This is a genomic window from Streptosporangium sp. H13245 (assembly GCF_055690525.1).
Window position 1 is genome coordinate 638,185 of record NZ_JBSZKT010000002.1, and the last position, 16,699, is coordinate 654,883.

Below are 16,699 nucleotides of genomic sequence, written 5' to 3' on the forward strand. Positions count from 1 at the left end.
GACGCGACGCGGGAGGTCAACGACCATGCCGGACATCGAGAGTCCGCCTCTCCTGCTGACCCCGGACCAAACCGACGCGCTCGCTCACGCGTTCCCGTCCTGGACAATTTGGCAGGCCAACGGCATCTGGTACGCCACCGGCCCGTGCCCGGTGCCGGGGTGCGTCTGCACCCGTACGCTGCACGCCCCCGCCCCGAGCGGCCTGTGCCGCCAGTTCGACGAGCACGAACGGCGAGCCGGGGCCCTGCGGGAGGCTTCGCGGTGACAGGTCCGGAGGGACCCGCCCCGCGAGGGCCGCAGTTCTCCGAGGAGGCGGCGGAACTGGCCGAACGACGGCTCGCCGCGCTCCGGCAGTCCTATCCCGGCTGGGAGATCGTCTGCGTGGCCGACCTCGGCGTCCCCGTCTGGTACGCCACCTTGCGCGCCGCGATCACCCAGCGGCAGCGGCGGGCCGGTGTCCGGGAGGCGTTCATGCGCTTCTCCCCCGAGGCGCTCGCCTCGGAGCTGTCCGTCCAGGTCGAAAGGCTGCACAGCGCGCGGGCCCTGCACACCTTCACAGCCCCGTGAACGGCTTCGACGACACGGAGTCGTACCGACCTCCCGCGAGCGGTGGTGCGCACACCAGGGGCCGCTCGCGGGTCATGCGCGACCGGACAGCGCTCCGGGTCTGACGCCGTCGTACGCCGGTCGCGGCGGTGCCCCCGCCAGGAGGGGCGGGGGCACCGTTCACATCGTCAGCGCCTCCCCCAGGGAAGATCGCCTGAGAGGCAGGCCCGGAGCCGGGGCGGCGAGGATCTGCGCGAGGGCCCCGGAAAAGCTCCCGCCGGGAATCCCGGCTCCCCGAAACCCGGCGCAGGTTTCCCGCGTACAGCGAACGGCGAAAAGGCCCCGCCGGGGGCTTTGTATTGCTCGGTTGCCTATCCTGGAAGGTCCCAGCTCGGCCCGGTGGGGTCACCGAGCCAGACATGCTGGCGTTCCTGTGTGACGGTGAGCCCGAACCCGGACTGGTGCGGGCTCCCGGCGTCCTGCCAGGTCAGGATGACGTCTTCGACCGCGTCCCACAGCTTGACCGGCCCGTGCTGATGCACCGTCCAGCCGCCAGCGGGATCCGGCCTGACATCGGCCCGTGACCCTGTGCCAACGTCCAACAGGATCGTCGTGTCCTCACTTGACGCCCGCTGCGCGGCCGGTACGGCGAGCTGGGCGGCGAAGAGAGCGGCCTCCTCGTTCAGGATATTCGGATCGATCAGGCTCGCTCTGGCGTCTCCGATACCGGTCATGACGGGTGGTCGCGGTGGCGGGAGGTGCGATCGGGCGGTCATGAAGTAGAGGTCGTTCTCCAGGAAACGCCCGCTGGCGCTACCGTCGACGGCCATCGTCAGGTGCGCGAAGGCGACCCCGCCCATCCAGCCCCACATCGGCGCGGTGATGGTTCCCCCGTCGTGTACCTGCCACATCCACGCCGGAGGGATCACGCGCACCGAGCACGTCGCGATGAGCCGGTCGTATTCAGCGTTTTCTTCGTAGCCGTGGAGGCCCTCACCAACAACCAAGGTCGGCGTGTACCCAGCCTCGACGATCGCCTTCCCGGCACGAGCGGCAACCTCCTGGTCGTACTCGATCGAGGTGACGGCTTCTTGACCAAGCCGATGACACATCAGCGATGTGGAGTACCCGGTGCCCGTACCGATTTCCAGTACGGTGTCCCCCTCGGCGATCTGGGCGGCCTCCAACATCAGCACCACGAGGCTGGGATAGGTGGAGGAGGAACTGGGCGATCCCTTCACAACGCCGGTCGCCTCGTCCGCGAGAACGCCCCCGACCTGGGTCACCCACGTCTCGTCGGCGTAGGCCAAGGCGAGCCATTCGTCCTCGCCGACCTCGGCGCGGCGGACGGGTGCCCACAGATCACCGCGGGTCTTGTCGGGCCGGTAGACGGCGTCGCCCAGGAACAGCTCACGCGGCGTCGCCTCCAGCGCCTGCCGCCAGCCGGGAGAGCCGATACTGTCCGCCAGCGCCTGGCGGCGGAGTCTGGCCGTATCTGTCACGGCCACCATCCTTTCAACAGCACCTCGGCGAAGGCGTCTGCCATCGCGTCGGAGTCGGGCAGCCAGCCCCACTGCCCGTTGGGGTTGCACTCGATGAAGGTCCAGCGGTATTGCTCGGCGCTGTCGCTGGCCGGTTCGAGGGCGAAGTCGAAGCAGCCGAAGACCAGCCCGAAGTGGTCGAGATACGCGTAAAGGCGGTTCTTGATCACCGAGGACACGTCAATGGCCTCGTAGGCCAGCTCGTCCCAGTCACCCATGCGCCAGTCAAGCGCGCCATCGGGTGTGGTGATCCTGCTGGCGAACACACGCCGACCGATCACGGTCACCCTGGCGTCGGCGACCTTGTCCACCTCCTGTTGAAACAGGTGGGCCGTCATCGACAACGAGTCGTCAAGGTCTTGCTGGGTGATCCGCTGTGTCCATATCGCAGCGACGTATCCATCCAGCGAGGGCGGGGCACCCCGGAACGACTTGTAGATGGCCGGCTCGTGCTCAACGACGAACTTTCTGATCGCGTCCAGATCGTTCGAGATCAGCGTCGCAGGCACGGTAAACCCCACCTGTGCGGCCACCTGCAATTGTGCGGGTTTGAGATCACTTTTGGTGAGATTGGCAGGATGATTGACGTAGTGGCAGTTCGGCAGGTTGGTGAGCAAGCCGCTCAGGCCGTACCGGGCTTCGGTGACAGCGAAGTCGCGCGCTTGCGGCTCCAGTTCCTTGAACCGCCACGGAGACGGACGGCGGTAATACACCGCGCGCACATGCTCCAGGACGATGTCCCGGCTTGGGGTGCGCAATTGTCCAGACCACTGCGTCTCGTCCCCGCCCATCTGGGCACTGAACAGCAGATCGGACCCGATATCGGCGGGATCGACCCGGGCAACCGGCACCCGGCGCTCATTCAGCGCTTCGATGACCAGGTTGGCGGTGACATCCTCCGCCGAAGTGATCACCATTACACAGTTTCGCGCGGACCGCATCACACTAGTCCGGCGTGGTGTCGCCGTTGGAGTCGTCCGCCTCCTGCGCAGCCCCGCTGGACCCATCTCCGCCGCCGCCCTTGGACATGGTGACGGTAACGAACTTTCTGCTGGTGGCGTCCTTGCCCATGTCCACGATCGCGCCGTTGGCGTCGTAGAAGGTCGTGAGCTGGGTTTCGGGGTCGAGCTTGAAGGTCTCGTACGGCGCCGGGCCTTCCGGAAGACGTGCGGTCATCCGTGACAAGCCCCAAGGTCGCATGATCCGAGCGTTCGGCATGTCAGGCGCTCCTTCGGCAGGCGGCGCGCGAGGCGCCGATGAACAGGTCCCCGTGTGGGGAACCGATCTCCACCGAGGTTAGGCGTGAGCAACTGGACAGGCTAGATGTCGGCCGTGTCTGTCCTATGGCAGACAGTTGTGCGATCCAACAAAAGGCCCCCGGAAGTAGGGCGCCGGGGGCCTTTTCAGTTCGAGGAGGGTTAGAAGTCGAACTCGCCCTTCTTGGCGCCGTCCATGAAGGCGTCCCAGACGCCAGGGCTTACTACGAAGGGAGCCTTCTCCGGTGCTTCGGTGTCGCGGATGCCTACTCGGCCGCCGGACAGCGGGGCGACCTCGATGCAGTTGCCGTCGTTCGATCCGCTCTTGGTGGCCTTGCGCCAGGCAGCGGTCGCTAGTTCAGCGGGTCAGGTCGTCCATACCTTCACCATCGTCTCTCGTATGAGCTGGGCCCTACCGGGGGCACAACGCAAAAATGCCCCCGGCCGGCTTCCGTTCTAGTAGTCGTCGCAACACCCCAGCTTGAAAGGGTGCGATGGACTTCGAGATCCGGAAGGGCCGGGGACCACAGGGGCCACGAGCCCTGATTCGTGAGCGGGAGGAATACTTCCGGCTCATGGATCAGGGCTTCAGTACGCGCGAGGCGGCCCGGATCGTGGGAATCAACCTGTGAACCGGCAAGAAGCTGCCGAACTCAACAGCCGCCCACGCAAAACGCTCGGCTGGGAAACCCCAGCCGAGCGTCTCGCTATGCCGCTGACCGCAGCCGGTTGATCAACCAGTGTTGCAACGCCCCCTGGAATGCGCCGAGTGGCAGGGCCTTTTCGGGTGAGCCGTGGCGAGCTACCCGGAGACGCCGAGGCGCTCCAGGATGAGTTCGCGGGCGCGGCCCGCGTCGGCCTTGCCCCTGCTCGCCTTCATGACGCCGCCGACCAGGGCGCCGACGGCGGCGACCTTGCCGTTGCGCACCTTGTCGGCCGCGTCGGCGTTGCTCGCCAGGACCTGGTCGATGATCTCCATCAGCTCGCCCTCGTCGTTGACGATCTGCAGGCCGCGGGCGGCCACCACCTCGTCGGGAGAGCCCTCGCCGTTCAGCACGCCCTCAAGCACCTGGCGGGCCAGCTTGTCGTTCAGCGCTCCCCCGGCGACCATCGCGCACACCCTGGCGATCTGGTCGGGGGTGATGCTCAGCGCGCTCAGCGGGAGCCCGGCCTCGTTGGCGCGGCGGGCCAGCTCGCCCATCCACCACTTGCGGGCGTCCGCGGGCGGGGCGCCCGCGGCGACCGTCGCCTCGACCAGGGCGATGGCGTCGGCGTTGTGCATCGCCGCCATGTCCAGGTCGGAGACGCCCCACTCCTGCTGGAGCCGCTTGCGGCGGGTGCCCGGCAGCTCGGGAAGGGCGGCCTTGAGCGTGGCGACCCACGCCGGGTCGGGGGCGATCGGCACCAGGTCGGGCTCGGGGAAGTAGCGGTAGTCCTGCGCCTCCTCCTTGGACCGTCCCGAGGTGGTGGTGCCGGTGTTCTCGTGGAAGTGGCGGGTCTCCTGGATGATCCGGCCGCCGTCGGCCAGGATCGCGGCCTGGCGCTCGATCTCACCCCGTACGGAACGCTCGACGCTGCGCAGCGAGTTGACGTTCTTGGTCTCGGTGCGGGTGCCCCACTCCGAGGAGCCGCGCGGCATGAGGGAGACGTTCACGTCGAAGCGCATGGAGCCCTCCTCCATGCGGACGTCCGAGACGCCGAGGCCGCGCACCAGCTCGCGCAGCTCGATGCCGTAGGCGCGGGCGACCTCGGGGGCGAGCCTGTCGGTCCCCGGGATCGGCTTGGTGACGATCTCCACCAGCGGGATGCCCGCCCGGTTGTAGTCGACGATCGAGTAGTCGGCGCCGTGGATGCGGCCGGTCGCGCCGCCCACGTGGGTGGACTTGCCGGTGTCCTCTTCCAGGTGGACCCGCTCGATCTCGATCCTGACGATCTTGCCGTCGACCTCGACGTCGAGGTAACCGTCGAAGCAGAGCGGCTCGTCGTACTGGCTGATCTGGTAGTTCTTCGGCATGTCCGGATAGAAGTAGTTCTTCCGGGCGAAGCGGCACCACTCGGCGATGGAGCAGTTGAGCGCCAGGCCGATGCGGATGGTCGCCTCGATCGCGGCGGCGTTGGCCGTCGGCAGCGAGCCGGGCAGCGCCAGGCAGACCGGGCAGACGTGCGTGTTCGGCGGGGCGCCGAACGTGGTCGGGCAGCCGCAGAACATCTTCGACGCCGTACCCAGCTCGACGTGCGTCTCCAGGCCCAGCACCGGCTCGAAGCGCTCCAGCGCCTCGTCGTACGGCATCAACGTCTCAGCGCTCACTGTCGTTCACCACTCCCTGCTTCATGGAAGACGTCGTAGAAAACGTCATAGATAACCAAGTCCCTTCAACGCGTTTCTCGTCTCGGCCACCCAGTTCGCGTAGGCGGGCACCTGGGCCAGAACGGCGAGGTCGATGTTGCGTCCTATGTACTCGAAGTAGTCGCGGGCGGGCTTGCCACGCTGGGGGACGGTGGTGGCCAGCACCCCGGCGGGGTCGGAGATCCTCTCGACGTCGCGGGGCCGTGCGGGCAGCCTGCTGAGGTCGCTGCCCTCCAGTTTCGCCCACGCGGCGGGGTCGGCGAGCATCCAGCCCTCCGTCTCGCCCAGCCCGAGCACCGGCACCAGGTAGTGCGAGTGGTAGCGGACGCCGTCCCTGCGGCGGCGCTCCCGCTCGTCGTCGTGCGTGAAGAGCAGGTGGCAGTCGGCCGCGAGCTCCTCCAGCGCGGTGACCATGTGCTCCCGGTCGCAGGAGACGACCTCCGTCGCCTCGACGTCGACGGCGTACGGCGACATCCAGGTCAGCTCGCGCAGCTGCCTGGAGATCACGATGCCGAGGAAGCCCTCGTCGGCCTCCCCCTCCGCGATGAGTCCCGGGACCAGCGGGCGGCTGCTCATGCCGCCGCGCCCAGGTACTTGCGGACCTGCCGGGGCGAGACGAACGTGCCCGGCTCGCCGTCCGGCTGGATCGGCTTGGCCACGGTCACCCGCGACACCCGGTCGTTGTCGGGGTCGACGCGGACCGCGGTGTCGAGGAACGTCAGCGCGTCCGGCTCGGTCCGGTAGACCTCCGCGACGACGATCGGGGACTGGCTGGTGAGGATGAGCTGCCGCAGCGGCTCGGGACCCCCCGGCGCGGTGACCCGGCGGCGCACCCGCCGGAGCAGCTCGCCGAGGCGGGCGGGATGGACGCCGTTCTCGATCTCCTCCACCAGCAGCGTGCCCGGGTGGTCGGGGTCGTGCAGGGCGGCGAGCAGGCCGAGGATCCGCAGGGTGCCGTCGGACAGCAGCGCCGCCGGGACCACCCCCTGGCCGTCGACGAGCAGGTCGAAGGAGCACTCCCCGCGCTCGACGCGCGGCACCAGGCCGGTGACGTCGGGGACCACCCCGGCGAGGTCGGCCGCGAGGTCGGACAGCGCCTCCGTACCGGCCATCCGCCCGAGCACCGCGGCCAGGTTCGCGCCGTCGGCCGCGAGCGGCCCCCGGTTCGCCGAGGGGCACCGGCGGCGCATCGCCGCCGGTGACGGCGAGTATCGGCGCCACGACTGGACCGTACGGCGCGGCGTGCCCTCCGGGTCGGGGTCCTCGACCATGAGCTCCAGCAGCTCGTCGGGGATCCGCTGGACCACGTGGCTGACGACGGCCCCGCTGGACCTGGGGATCTTCAGCACCATCTCCGCGCCCACGTCGAACCTGATCGGCACCACGGAGCCCGGCTCCGGGGTGACCAGCGCCTCCACCGAGACGACGAACCCGGGCACCGCCGAACCGTGGGCGACCCGGTGGAACTGCTCGCCCGGCAGCCCGCGGGTCGCCCCGAACAGCCCGCCGGAACCTTCGATCTCGGCCGCCACGAACCCCACGGCGTCGAAGAGGTTCGACTTGCCGCTCGCGTTGGGACCGACCAGCGCGAGGAAGGGCGGCACATCGAGATCGAAGCTCAAGAAGGACTTGAACCCGTCGATCTCGATCCGAGTGATCATGCCGCCGTTCTCCCTGTCACCTGTCGCCCCCTCGCCCTCGCCCCACGATCCCGGAAAAGCCCTACAGCTCCGGGGCTCTGGACAGCAGGTCGCCGCCCCACCGGCTCTGGAGGGCCTTCTCGACCGCGGCGCCGACCCGGTAGCAGCGGTCGTCGCCGAGCACCGGGGCCATGATCTGCAGCCCGACCGGCAGGCCGTCCTCGTCCGCCAGGCCGCACGGCACCGAGATGGCCGCATTGCCCGCCAGGTTGGTCGGGATGGTGCACAGGTCGGCGAGGTACATCGCCATGGGGTCGTCGGCGCGCTCGCCGATCGGGAACGCCGTGGTGGGCGTCGTCGGCGAGATGAGCACGTCCACCTGCTGGAAGGCGGCCTCGAAGTCGCGCGCGATGAGCGTGCGGACCTTCTGCGCCTGCCCGTAGTAGGCGTCGTAGTAACCGCTGGACAGCGCGTACGTGCCGAGGATGATGCGGCGCTTGACCTCGGGGCCGAAGCCCTGGGCCCTGGTCAGGGCCATGACCTCCTCGGCGCTGCGCGTGCCGTCGTCGCCGACGCGCAAGCCGTACCGCATGGCGTCGAAGCGGGCCAGGTTGGAGGAGCACTCCGAGGGGGCGATGAGGTAGTACGCCGGGAGGGCGGTGGTGAACGACGGGCAGGAGACCTCGAAGACCTTCGCGCCCAGCGACTCCAGCAGCTCCACGGTCTCGTGGAAGCGCGCGAGCACGCCCGCCTGGTAGCCGTCGCCGCCGAACTCCTTGACCACGCCGATGCGCAGCCCCGCCACGTCGCCGTTGCGCGCCGCCTCGACGACCGAGGGCACCGGGGCGTCGACGGAGGTGGAGTCCATGACGTCGTGCCCGGAGAACGCCTCGTGCAGCAGCGCCGCGTCGAGCACGTTGCGGGCGAACGGGCCGGGGGTGTCGAGCGAGCTGGCGAAGGCGATCAGCCCGTATCGGGACGAGCCGCCGTAGGTGGGCTTCATGCCCACGATGCCGGTGACCGCGGCGGGCTGGCGGATCGAGCCGCCGGTGTCGGTGCCGGTGGACAGCGGGGCCTCGTACGCGGCGACCGCGGCGGAGGAGCCGCCGGAGGAGCCGCCGGGGATGCGCGACAGGTCCCACGGGTTGTGGGTGACGCCGTACGCCGAGTTCTCGGTGGAGGAGCCCATCGCGAACTCGTCGAGGTTGGTCTTGCCGAGGATCACCAGCCCGGCCTCGCGCAGGCGGCGGGTCACGGTCGCGTCGTACGGCGGCTTCCAGCCCTGGAGGATCTTCGATCCGGCCGTGGTCGGCATGTCCCTGGTGGTGAAGACGTCCTTGTGCGCGATCGGCACCCCGGCCAGCGGGCCGAGCTCCTCGCCGGAGGCCCTGCGGGCGTCGACGGCGCGCGCCTGCTCCAGGGTCGTCTCGGCGTCGATGTGGAGGAAGGCGTTGACCTTCGGCTCGACGGCGGCCATCCGGTCGAGGTGGGCCTGGGCGACCTCGACGGCGGAGACCTCGCCGCTCGTGATCAGCGCGCCCAGGTCGGCGGCGGACTTGCGGATGAGGCTCATGCTTCCTCCCCGAGGATGCGCGGGACGCGGAAGCGGCCGTCCTCGACCGCGGGGGCGCCGGACAGCGCCTCCTCCGGGGTCAGGCTGGGCCGTACCTCGTCGGGGCGGTAGACGTTGGTGAGCGGGAGCGCGTGCGAGGAGGGCGGGATGTCGTCGGCCGCCACCTCGGCGACGCGGGCGACCGCACCGATGATCACATCGAGCTGGGCGGCGAAGTGGTCGAGCTCCTCGTCGGCCAGCGCCAGCCGGGACAGCCGGGCGAGGTGAGCGACCTCGTCGCGGGTTATGGCGGACATGAGTCGTTGAACCCGTTTCGTGGAATGGCAATTGGACACTGTCATCCTATGGCTCGCGACCTGAGGGTCCCGACTCATTAACACCGCCGCAACCAAGCGAAGATCTCTTACTCAAAGCGGTCAGACCGCCTCCGGGCCGTCGAACCCGGAGAAAGCGCCCCCGAAGCCACCCCGGCGGCCCCGGACGGGCCCGCGATGATCCCCGGCCGGTGAATCACCTTCCAGCGCGGACCGTACGCGCCGACGGACGCCGTCGCTCCCGGACGGTCTCTCACCCGGGTTCTTCCACCGGCTCCGAGGAAGATCCGCGGGCCGTACTCCGGCCGCCGCGGATATAGAAGCGTACTTCTAAGAAGTACGCTTCTATATTCACTGGAGATACTATCGCTGGCGATAGTATCTCTGGCAGAAGTATCGCTGCTGGAAGTATTCGGAGGAGCGCGTGGGCCAGTTCATCGGCAGGGAGCACGAGCTGGCGGCCCTGAGCTCCCTGCTCGACCGCGTCCGGGCGGAGGCGGCGACCGGACGTCCCGGGCAGTGCGTGCTGATCCGGGGACGCAGAAGAATCGGCAAGTCGGCCCTGGCCGAGGAGTTCATCGGCCGCAGCGGCCTGCCGTCGCTCTTCTACACCTCGGCGCGGGCGGACGCCCAGAGCGAGCTCCACCAGCTCACGGCGGATGTCGCGATGTCGGACCTGCCGGGCCGGAACGCGTTCTCCGAGATGGCGCCCAGCACCTGGAACGGAGCACTGCAACTGCTGGCGGACGCCCTTCCCGACGACAGCCCGTCCATCGTCGTGATCGACGAGGTTCCCTATCTCATGGACCGCGTGGACGCCTTCGAGGGACTGCTCCAGCGCGCCTGGGACCGGTTCCTCAGCCGCAAGCCCGTCCTGCTGATCCTCATCGGATCCGACCTGTCCATGATGGAGGCGCTGAACAGCTACGAGCGGCCCTTCCACCAGCGCGGCACCGAGATGGTCGTCGGGCCGCTCAACCCCCGTGAGATCCAGCAGATGCTCCGTCTCACGGCCGCCGACGCGTTCGACGCGGCCCTCGTCACCGGCGGCCTTCCGCTCGTCTGCGGGGAGTGGCCTCGCGGGGCGTCGCTGTGGGAATACCTGCACGTCGCGCTGACGAACCCGGTCTCGGCCCTTCTGGTGTCCGCCGAGCGCTCCCTCGCTGCCGAATTCCCCTCCACCGCCCAGGCGGGTGAGGTGCTGCGGGCCATCGGCAGCGGCGAGCGCACGTTCACCAACATCGCCAGAAGCGCGGGCGGGATTTCCCACAGCACCCTCTCCAGGGCGGCCGAGCTTCTGACCTCCAAGGGAATCGTGACCGGTGAGCTGCCGCTGTCCACCCGCCCTTCCAAGGACCGCCGATACCGCGTGACCGACGCCTACCTGCGTTTCTGGCTCCACTTCCTCCGGCCGCACATGCCCGAGATAGAGCGCCGCAGGGGTGACCTGACCGTGCGGCGGGTCGCCTCGCAGTGGAGCACCTGGCGGGGCCGGGCCGTGGAGCCTCTCATCCGCGAGTCACTGGCCCGGCTGCTCCCCGACGACAGGTTGCCGGAGGCACCCGCGATCGGCTCCTACTGGACCAGGAGCAACAACGTGGAGATCGACATCGTGGGCGCGGACAGGGGGCCGATCGCCCGGCGGCTGTGCTTCCTGGGATCGATCAAGTGGCTGGAGAACGCCGCGTTCGACGACCGCGACCTCGCCGCGCTGGCCAGGCACCGGGCGGCCCTGACGGACGAACTGGTCCCGCTCGTCGCGGTCTCGCGCGCGGGGGTCTCCTGCTCCGGCCTCACCGCCGCGTACGGCCCCGACGATCTCATCCGGGCGTGGAACCAACCGCCTCGGCCCGGGGCCGAGCCGAGCGCCTGAACGTCCGGACGGTATGACCGCTAGGCCCTCTGCGGGTCGAGGATCTCGGTGGGGCGTAGGAAGCCGAAGTCGTGCGTGGCGAGGGCCCGATGTTTGCGCAACCATACGGTCGCGTCGGCGGCGCACATGGGCTCGGCGAACAGCCAGCCCTGGCCCAGGTCGCAGCCCATGGCGGCCAGGCGTTCGGCCACCTCCGCCGACTCGACGCCCTCGGCGACCGAGCGCAGGCCGAGGGAGCGGACCAGGTCGACGATGGAGCGGACGATCCGCTCGTCGTCCTTGGACTCGCCGATGCGGCGGACGAACGAGGAGTCGATCTTGACCTCGGCGACCGGCAGGCGCTGCAGGCGGACCAGCGAGGAGTAGCCGGTGCCGAAGTCGTCCAGCGCGAGCGGCACCCCCAGCGCGGTCAGGGCCCGTACGGCGCCGTCGGTGTAGGCCTGGTCGGTCATCAGGATGCGCTCGGTGACCTCCAGCTGGATCGCCTTGGGCGGCAGCCGGTATCGCGCCAGGCCCTCTCCCAGCTGGTCGGAGAGAGCGCAGTCGAGCAGGTCGCGGGCCGAGACGTTGACGGAGATCTGCTCGTGCAGGCCGGTGTGCCACCAGTGGGCGGCCTGCTCCAGCGCGGCGTCGATGACGTATCCGGTGAGGTGGCGCATCAGGTAGGACTGCTCGGCCATCGGCACGAACTCCTCGGGGGAGATCATTCCCCGCTCCGGATGGCGCCACCGCAGCAGCGCCTCCACGCCCCGGACCTGCCCTCCGGTCAGGTCGAGCTTGGGCTGGTAGTGCAGCCGCAGCTCGGAGCGGTCGATGGCCCTGCGCAGGTCGCCGAGGAGGTTGAGCCGCTCGGGACTGTTGCGGTCCTTGTCGGCGGCGTAGATCTCGACCCCGGTCCTGCCCTCCTTCGCGAGGTACATCGCCACGTCGGAGCGCTGCAGGAGCATCTCGAAGTCGGGCGCGTGGTCCGGGTAGATGGCGATGCCGAACGAGGCGTCCAGGTCGAAGCTCATGCCCTCCAGCCGGACCGGCTCGGTGATCGCCACCCGCAGGCGCGCCGCCACCTCCCTGGCCGCCGCGGCGTCCCTGACCGAGGGCAGCAGGACGGCGAACTCGTCGCCGCCGAGCCTGGCCACCACGTCGCCGGGACGGACGCTGTGGGTGAGCCGGTGCGCGACCAGCTGCAGGAGCCGGTCGCCGACCGGGTGCCCGAGGGTGTCGTTGATCTCCTTGAACCGGTCGAGGTCGAGCAGGAACAGGCCGACCCGCTCGCCGTCCCTCGCCTCGGCGAGCGCCTCCTCCGTGCTGAGCACGAGCATCTTGCGGTTGGGCAGCCCGGTCAGCCCGTCGTGCATCGCCTGGTGGTCGCGGCGGACCGACATGGTGGCGGTGAAGTAGACCGCCACCATCGGCGCCAGGAACAGCGGCACCAGGGCCGGTGAGTGGTTCATCACCACCACGACGAGCGGGGCCAGGCCGAGCAGCCCGGCGTAGACGAGGCTCTGGTGGCCGATCGTGGTCTTGATCACCCGGTGGATCGACCTGCGCTCGTGCAGGGCCACCGCGCCGGAGACCAGCAGGGCCCGGACCACGAAGTAGGCGAGCCCGGCCAGGCCGATCACCAGCAGGTCGGACCCCTCCGGCACCCCGGAGGTCACCGTGACGGGCCGGTCGCCGAACAACCCGAGCAGCAGCCCGGCCGCGCCGCAGGCCAGCGTCACCTGGGCGATGTTGAACATGACCCGGTGGCACGCCTTGCGGGTGACGGCCCCGTTGACGACCATCGCGACCGCCTGCATCAGCACGGCGACCGGCAGGCCGTAGTGGAGCAGCGCGGCGAAGGTGAACATGGTCGACGGGTAGGTGCCGCCCACCGTCATCGACGACGACAGGACCACCGGCCGCAGCTCGCCCAGCACGACCAGGGCCGCGAGCATCCAGAACAGCGGGCTGCGGACGAGCTCCGCGGCCTCGGCCACGTCTATGCGCAGCTGGGACACGACGAGGGCGGTGAACCCGATCGTGATGACCGCGGCGAGGTAGGCCCACAGGGGCGTTCCCGGTCGCGGTCCGGTGTCGCGGGTGTCGGTTGGGTCGGCCATGAGTAACAAAACCCCCATTAGTTCACTATGGGAGAGTACGGCCTACGGGCCACTTCGCGAAACCGATTGCGCACGTTCTGTCACTGACAATTCGCACGTTTTTGAGACACAAGCATGTGACGGTCCGCTACTCCTCGGGCCTCACCGTAACCGCCGACGCCGCCTCGGGTCCCTCACTCAGCAGGACCCGCAGCCCGGCCTCGTCGAGGATCGGCACGCCGAGCTTCACCGCCTTGTCGAACTTGGAACCGGCGTTCTCCCCCACCACCACGAAGGACGTCTTCTTCGACACCGACGCCGAGACCTTGCCGCCCCGCCCGGCCAGGGCCTCGCCCGCCTCGTCGCGGGTGAGGTCGGCGAGCGTGCCGGTCACCACGAAGGTCAGCCCGGCCAGGGTCTGCGGGAGCTGCTCGGCCGGGGGGTCGTCGACCATCCGGACCCCGGCGGCGGCCCACCGGTCGACGATCTCCCGGTGCCAGCCGACCGTGAACCAGTCGTGGATCGCCGCGGCCACCCGCGGGCCGACGCCCTCGACCGCGGCGAGCTCCTCCTCGGAGGCCGCCGCGATCGCGGGGATCGAGCGGAACTCACCGGCGATCGCCTGGGCCGTCGGGGGGCCGACGTGCCGGATGGAGAGCGCGACGAGCACCCGCCAGACCGGCTGGTCCTTGGCCTTCTCCAGCTGCTCCAGCATCTTCTCGGCGTTCTTGCTCGGCTCGCCGCTCTGGTTGGCGAAGAAGGTGACGACCTTCCGCTCACCGCTCTCGGGATCGGACTTGGGCAGGCCGGTGTCGGGGTCGCGGACCACCGACCTGATCGGCAGCAGCTGCTCCATCGTCAGGTCGAACAGGTCCGCCTCGGTGCGGACCGGCGGCTCCTGCGGCGGCAGCGGCTGGGTCAGCGCGGTGGCCGCCACGTAGCCCAGCCCCTCGATGTCGAACGCCCTGCGCCCGGCCGCGAAGAAGATGCGCTCGCGGAGCTGCGCGGGGCACGCCATGGTGTTGGGGCAGCGCAGGTCGGCGTCGCCCTCCTTCTCGTACGCCAGCCCGGTGTCGCACTCCGGGCAGCGCTCCGGCATCACGAACTCGCGCTCGGTGCCGTCGCGCAGGTCGGCGACCGGGCCGACGATCTCGGGAATGACGTCGCCCGCCTTGCGCAGCACCACGGTGTCGCCGATCAGCACGCCCTTGCGCGCCACCTCGGAGGCGTTGTGCAGCGTGGCCCGCTCGACCGTGGACCCGGCCACGACGATCGGCTCCATCACGCCGTACGGGGTGACCCTGCCGGTGCGGCCCACCGCGACCTGGATGTCGAGGAGCCTGGTGTTGACCTCCTCCGGCGGGTATTTGTAGGCGATCGCCCAGCGCGGGGCCCGGCTGGTGGAGCCCAGGTTGTTCTGCAGCTCGATGCGGTCGACCTTGACCACGACACCGTCGATCTCGTAGGCCGGGTCGTGGCGGTGCTCGCGGTAGAACTCGATGAAGGCGTTGATGCCGTCGAGGTCGTCGACGACCTTGTAGAGGTCGCTGACCGGCAGGCCGAACCCCCTGAGCCGCTCGTAGACCTCCGACTGGGTGCGGGGCGCGGCGGCGCCCTCCCACCTGCCGATCCCGTGAACGATCATGTACAGCGGGCGCTGCGCGGTGACGCGCGGGTCCTTCTGCCGCAGGGAGCCCGCGGCGGAGTTGCGCGGGTTGGCGAACGGCGCCTTGCCCGCCTCGACCAGCTGCTCGTTGAGCTTCCCGAACTCCTCGACGGGGATGTAGACCTCGCCCCTGACCTCCACCACGTCGGGCACGTCGTCGCCGGTCAGGCGGTGCGGGATGTTGGCGATCGTGCGGACGTTGGCCGTCACGTCGTCTCCGACGCGGCCGTCGCCCCTGGTCGCGCCCCTGGTCAGGCGCCCCTTCTCGTAGAGCAGCGCGATCGCCAGGCCGTCGATCTTCAGCTCGCACAGGTAGGGGGCGGGGTCGCGCTCGGCCAGCCGCTCGGCCCTCGCCTGCCAGGAGGCGAGGTCGTCGGCGTCGAAGGCGTTGTCGAGGCTCTCCATGCGCTGCAGGTGCTTGACCGGGGTGAAGTCGCTGGAGATCGGCGCGCCGATCTTCTGGGTGGGCGAGTCGGGCGTGCGGAGAGTCGGGCTCTCCTCCTCCAGCTCGCGCAGCTCGCGCATCCACCCGTCGTACTGGGCGTCGCTCACGGTGGGCGAGTCGAGCACGTGGTAGCGCCAGTTGGCCTCCTCGACCAGCTCGCTCAGCTCCGCGTGCCGCTCCAGCGCCGACACCGGCACACCCTCGACCTCAGCGCCCATCGTCCGCTTCTCCCATCGTCGTGGCCCAGGACAAACGTATCTTCGAACACCGACAACGCGACCCCGCCATTGCTCCGAGTTGGACAAGCCCACGCCGCTCCCGTACGGCACCGCCCGGGCGGCCCCGCGGCAGGCGGCCGGAGCGGCGCGGGTGGTCACACGGCGGCGTACGGGGTCACTCGCCCGGGTCGTCCTGCAGCACCCGGGCGGCCTTGCGGCAGGCGGCGAGGGCCGCCCTGGCGTAGGCGGGCGAGGCCCCGGCCAGGCCGCAGGCGGGGGTGAGCACGACCTGCGAGGCCAGGGTCGAGGCGGGGAAGCCGAGGCGGCGCCAGAGCCCGACGGCGGGTTCCGCGACCACGTCGACGTCCGGGATCCTGGAGTCCGTCCCCGGTACGACACCGAGGAACAGGGCGGTCCCGGCCTCGACGGTCTCGCCGATCGCGTCCTCGTCGCGCCTCCTCATGAGGTGGGTGTCCAGCGAGACGCCCCCCACGCCCGCCGTGCGCAGAACCCCGAAGGGCACGCCGGGGGCGCAGCAGTGCACGATCGTGAACGTCCCCTCGGGGAGCACCGCCCCGAGCCGGTCGGCGACGATCTGGCGGTCGACGGCGGCCAGCCGCCCGAAGCCCGAGGCGGTCGGCACCGTGCCCATCAGGACGCCGGGCAGCCCCGGCTCGTCGATCTGGACCACGATCCGCGACGCGCCCGGCACCCTGCGGCGCACGTCGGCGACGTGCGCGGCGATCCCCTCGGTCAGGGAGTCCACCAGGTCGCGCACCGCCCCCGGGTCGGCGAGCGTCTTGTCGCCGTACCGGAGCTCGATCGCCCCCGCCAGCGTCCACGGCCCGCACACCTGGATCTTGAAGGGCCCCACGTACCCCTGGGCCACCTCCTCCAGCCCGTCGAGGTCGCGGACGAGGTGGTCGCGGGCGCGCTTGAAGTCGCGGCCGGGCCGGTCGGCGAACCGCCAGCCCGACGGCTGCACCTCGACGGGCAGTTCCAGCAGGAGCGACGCGGTGCGCCCGATCATGTCGGCGCCGACACCACGGGCGGGCAGCTCCGGCAGGTACGGCAGCGCGGGCGACTCCCCGAAGGCGACCCTGACCGCCTCGGCGTGGTCCTCCCCCGGATGCGACCCGATGCCGGTCGCGGTCGCCTCGCCCCATGGGTACTGGCTCAAGACTGCTCCTGGTTTCGCG

Annotated in this window: 14 protein-coding genes and 2 pseudogenes; 4 read left to right on the plus strand and 12 right to left on the minus strand. The window is 70.1% G+C overall.

Annotated elements, in window-relative coordinates:
• Nucleotides 1–25 precede the first annotated feature (25 nt).
• Both ACW9TB_RS06775 and ACW9TB_RS06780 read left to right on the plus strand, forming a co-directional pair.
• Nucleotides 26–265, plus strand: a complete 240-nt coding sequence (locus ACW9TB_RS06775) for a hypothetical protein (protein WP_472747054.1) — start codon at nt 26–28, stop codon at nt 263–265.
• Nucleotides 262–567: a hypothetical protein gene (locus ACW9TB_RS06780; RefSeq protein WP_472747055.1), complete on the plus strand. Its 306-nt coding sequence runs from the start codon at nt 262–264 to the stop codon at nt 565–567. The genes ACW9TB_RS06775 and ACW9TB_RS06780 overlap by 4 nt, the downstream gene beginning before the upstream one ends.
• A gap of 350 nt (nt 568–917) precedes the next feature.
• Here the strand turns inward: ACW9TB_RS06780 and tgmC are convergent, their stop codons facing one another.
• From tgmC to ACW9TB_RS06800, 4 genes and pseudogenes are all read right to left on the minus strand, one after another.
• Nucleotides 918–2,048, minus strand: coding sequence for an ATP-grasp peptide maturase system methyltransferase (gene tgmC / locus ACW9TB_RS06785; protein ID WP_472747056.1), 1,131 nt, complete (start codon nt 2,046–2,048; stop codon nt 918–920).
• A complete protein-coding gene (tgmB, locus tag ACW9TB_RS06790) occupies nt 2,045–3,004 on the minus strand; it encodes an ATP-grasp ribosomal peptide maturase (RefSeq protein ID WP_472747057.1) in 960 nt (319 codons plus the stop codon). The genes tgmC and tgmB overlap by 4 nt, the downstream gene beginning before the upstream one ends.
• A 28-nt stretch (nt 3,005–3,032) precedes the next feature.
• Entirely contained in the window at nt 3,033–3,305 is a 273-nt protein-coding gene (gene tgmA, locus ACW9TB_RS06795) for a putative ATP-grasp-modified RiPP (protein WP_472747058.1), read from the minus strand.
• Nucleotides 3,306–3,505: 200 nt separating this feature from the next.
• Nucleotides 3,506–3,679: pseudogene (locus tag ACW9TB_RS06800) on the minus strand (DUF397 domain-containing protein); the annotation flags it as partial.
• Between the two features lie 158 nt (nt 3,680–3,837).
• Between ACW9TB_RS06800 and ACW9TB_RS06805 the strand changes: the two are divergent.
• A pseudogene (locus ACW9TB_RS06805) lies at nt 3,838–3,972 on the plus strand (IS30 family transposase); the annotation flags it as partial.
• 173 nt (nt 3,973–4,145) lie between these two features.
• Here the strand turns inward: ACW9TB_RS06805 and gatB are convergent.
• From gatB to gatC, 5 genes are all read right to left on the minus strand, one after another.
• Complete coding sequence (gatB, locus tag ACW9TB_RS06810) at nt 4,146–5,651, minus strand: Asp-tRNA(Asn)/Glu-tRNA(Gln) amidotransferase subunit GatB (protein WP_472747059.1); 1,506 nt, start codon at nt 5,649–5,651, stop codon at nt 4,146–4,148.
• 45 nt (nt 5,652–5,696) lie between these two features.
• Nucleotides 5,697–6,266, minus strand: coding sequence for a hypothetical protein (locus ACW9TB_RS06815; RefSeq protein WP_472747060.1), 570 nt, complete (start codon nt 6,264–6,266; stop codon nt 5,697–5,699).
• On the minus strand, nt 6,263–7,351 hold the full coding sequence (locus ACW9TB_RS06820; RefSeq protein ID WP_472747061.1) for an AAA family ATPase: 1,089 nt from the start codon (nt 7,349–7,351) through the stop codon (nt 6,263–6,265). Before ACW9TB_RS06820 ends, ACW9TB_RS06815 begins: the two co-directional genes overlap by 4 nt.
• 61 nt (nt 7,352–7,412) lie before the next feature.
• Entirely contained in the window at nt 7,413–8,903 is a 1,491-nt protein-coding gene (gene gatA, locus ACW9TB_RS06825) for an Asp-tRNA(Asn)/Glu-tRNA(Gln) amidotransferase subunit GatA (RefSeq protein WP_472747062.1), read from the minus strand.
• Nucleotides 8,900–9,199: an Asp-tRNA(Asn)/Glu-tRNA(Gln) amidotransferase subunit GatC gene (gatC, locus tag ACW9TB_RS06830; RefSeq protein ID WP_329085297.1), complete on the minus strand. Its 300-nt coding sequence runs from the start codon at nt 9,197–9,199 to the stop codon at nt 8,900–8,902. Before gatC ends, gatA begins: the two co-directional genes overlap by 4 nt.
• Nucleotides 9,200–9,641: 442 nt before the next feature.
• Here gatC and ACW9TB_RS06835 point away from each other — a divergent pair, with 442 nt between their 5' ends.
• Complete coding sequence (locus tag ACW9TB_RS06835) at nt 9,642–11,090, plus strand: ATP-binding protein (protein ID WP_472747063.1); 1,449 nt, start codon at nt 9,642–9,644, stop codon at nt 11,088–11,090.
• Nucleotides 11,091–11,110: 20 nt separating this feature from the next.
• Here the strand turns inward: ACW9TB_RS06835 and ACW9TB_RS06840 are convergent, their stop codons facing one another.
• From ACW9TB_RS06840 to ACW9TB_RS06850, 3 genes are all read right to left on the minus strand, one after another.
• Nucleotides 11,111–13,192, minus strand: coding sequence for a putative bifunctional diguanylate cyclase/phosphodiesterase (locus ACW9TB_RS06840; RefSeq protein WP_472747064.1), 2,082 nt, complete (start codon nt 13,190–13,192; stop codon nt 11,111–11,113).
• Nucleotides 13,193–13,319: 127 nt separating this feature from the next.
• A complete protein-coding gene (gene ligA, locus ACW9TB_RS06845; RefSeq protein WP_472747065.1) occupies nt 13,320–15,500 on the minus strand; it encodes an NAD-dependent DNA ligase LigA in 2,181 nt (726 codons plus the stop codon).
• Nucleotides 15,501–15,675: 175 nt separating this feature from the next.
• Complete coding sequence (locus tag ACW9TB_RS06850) at nt 15,676–16,680, minus strand: methionine synthase (RefSeq protein ID WP_472747066.1); 1,005 nt, start codon at nt 16,678–16,680, stop codon at nt 15,676–15,678.
• Nucleotides 16,681–16,699: the final 19 nt, after the last annotated feature.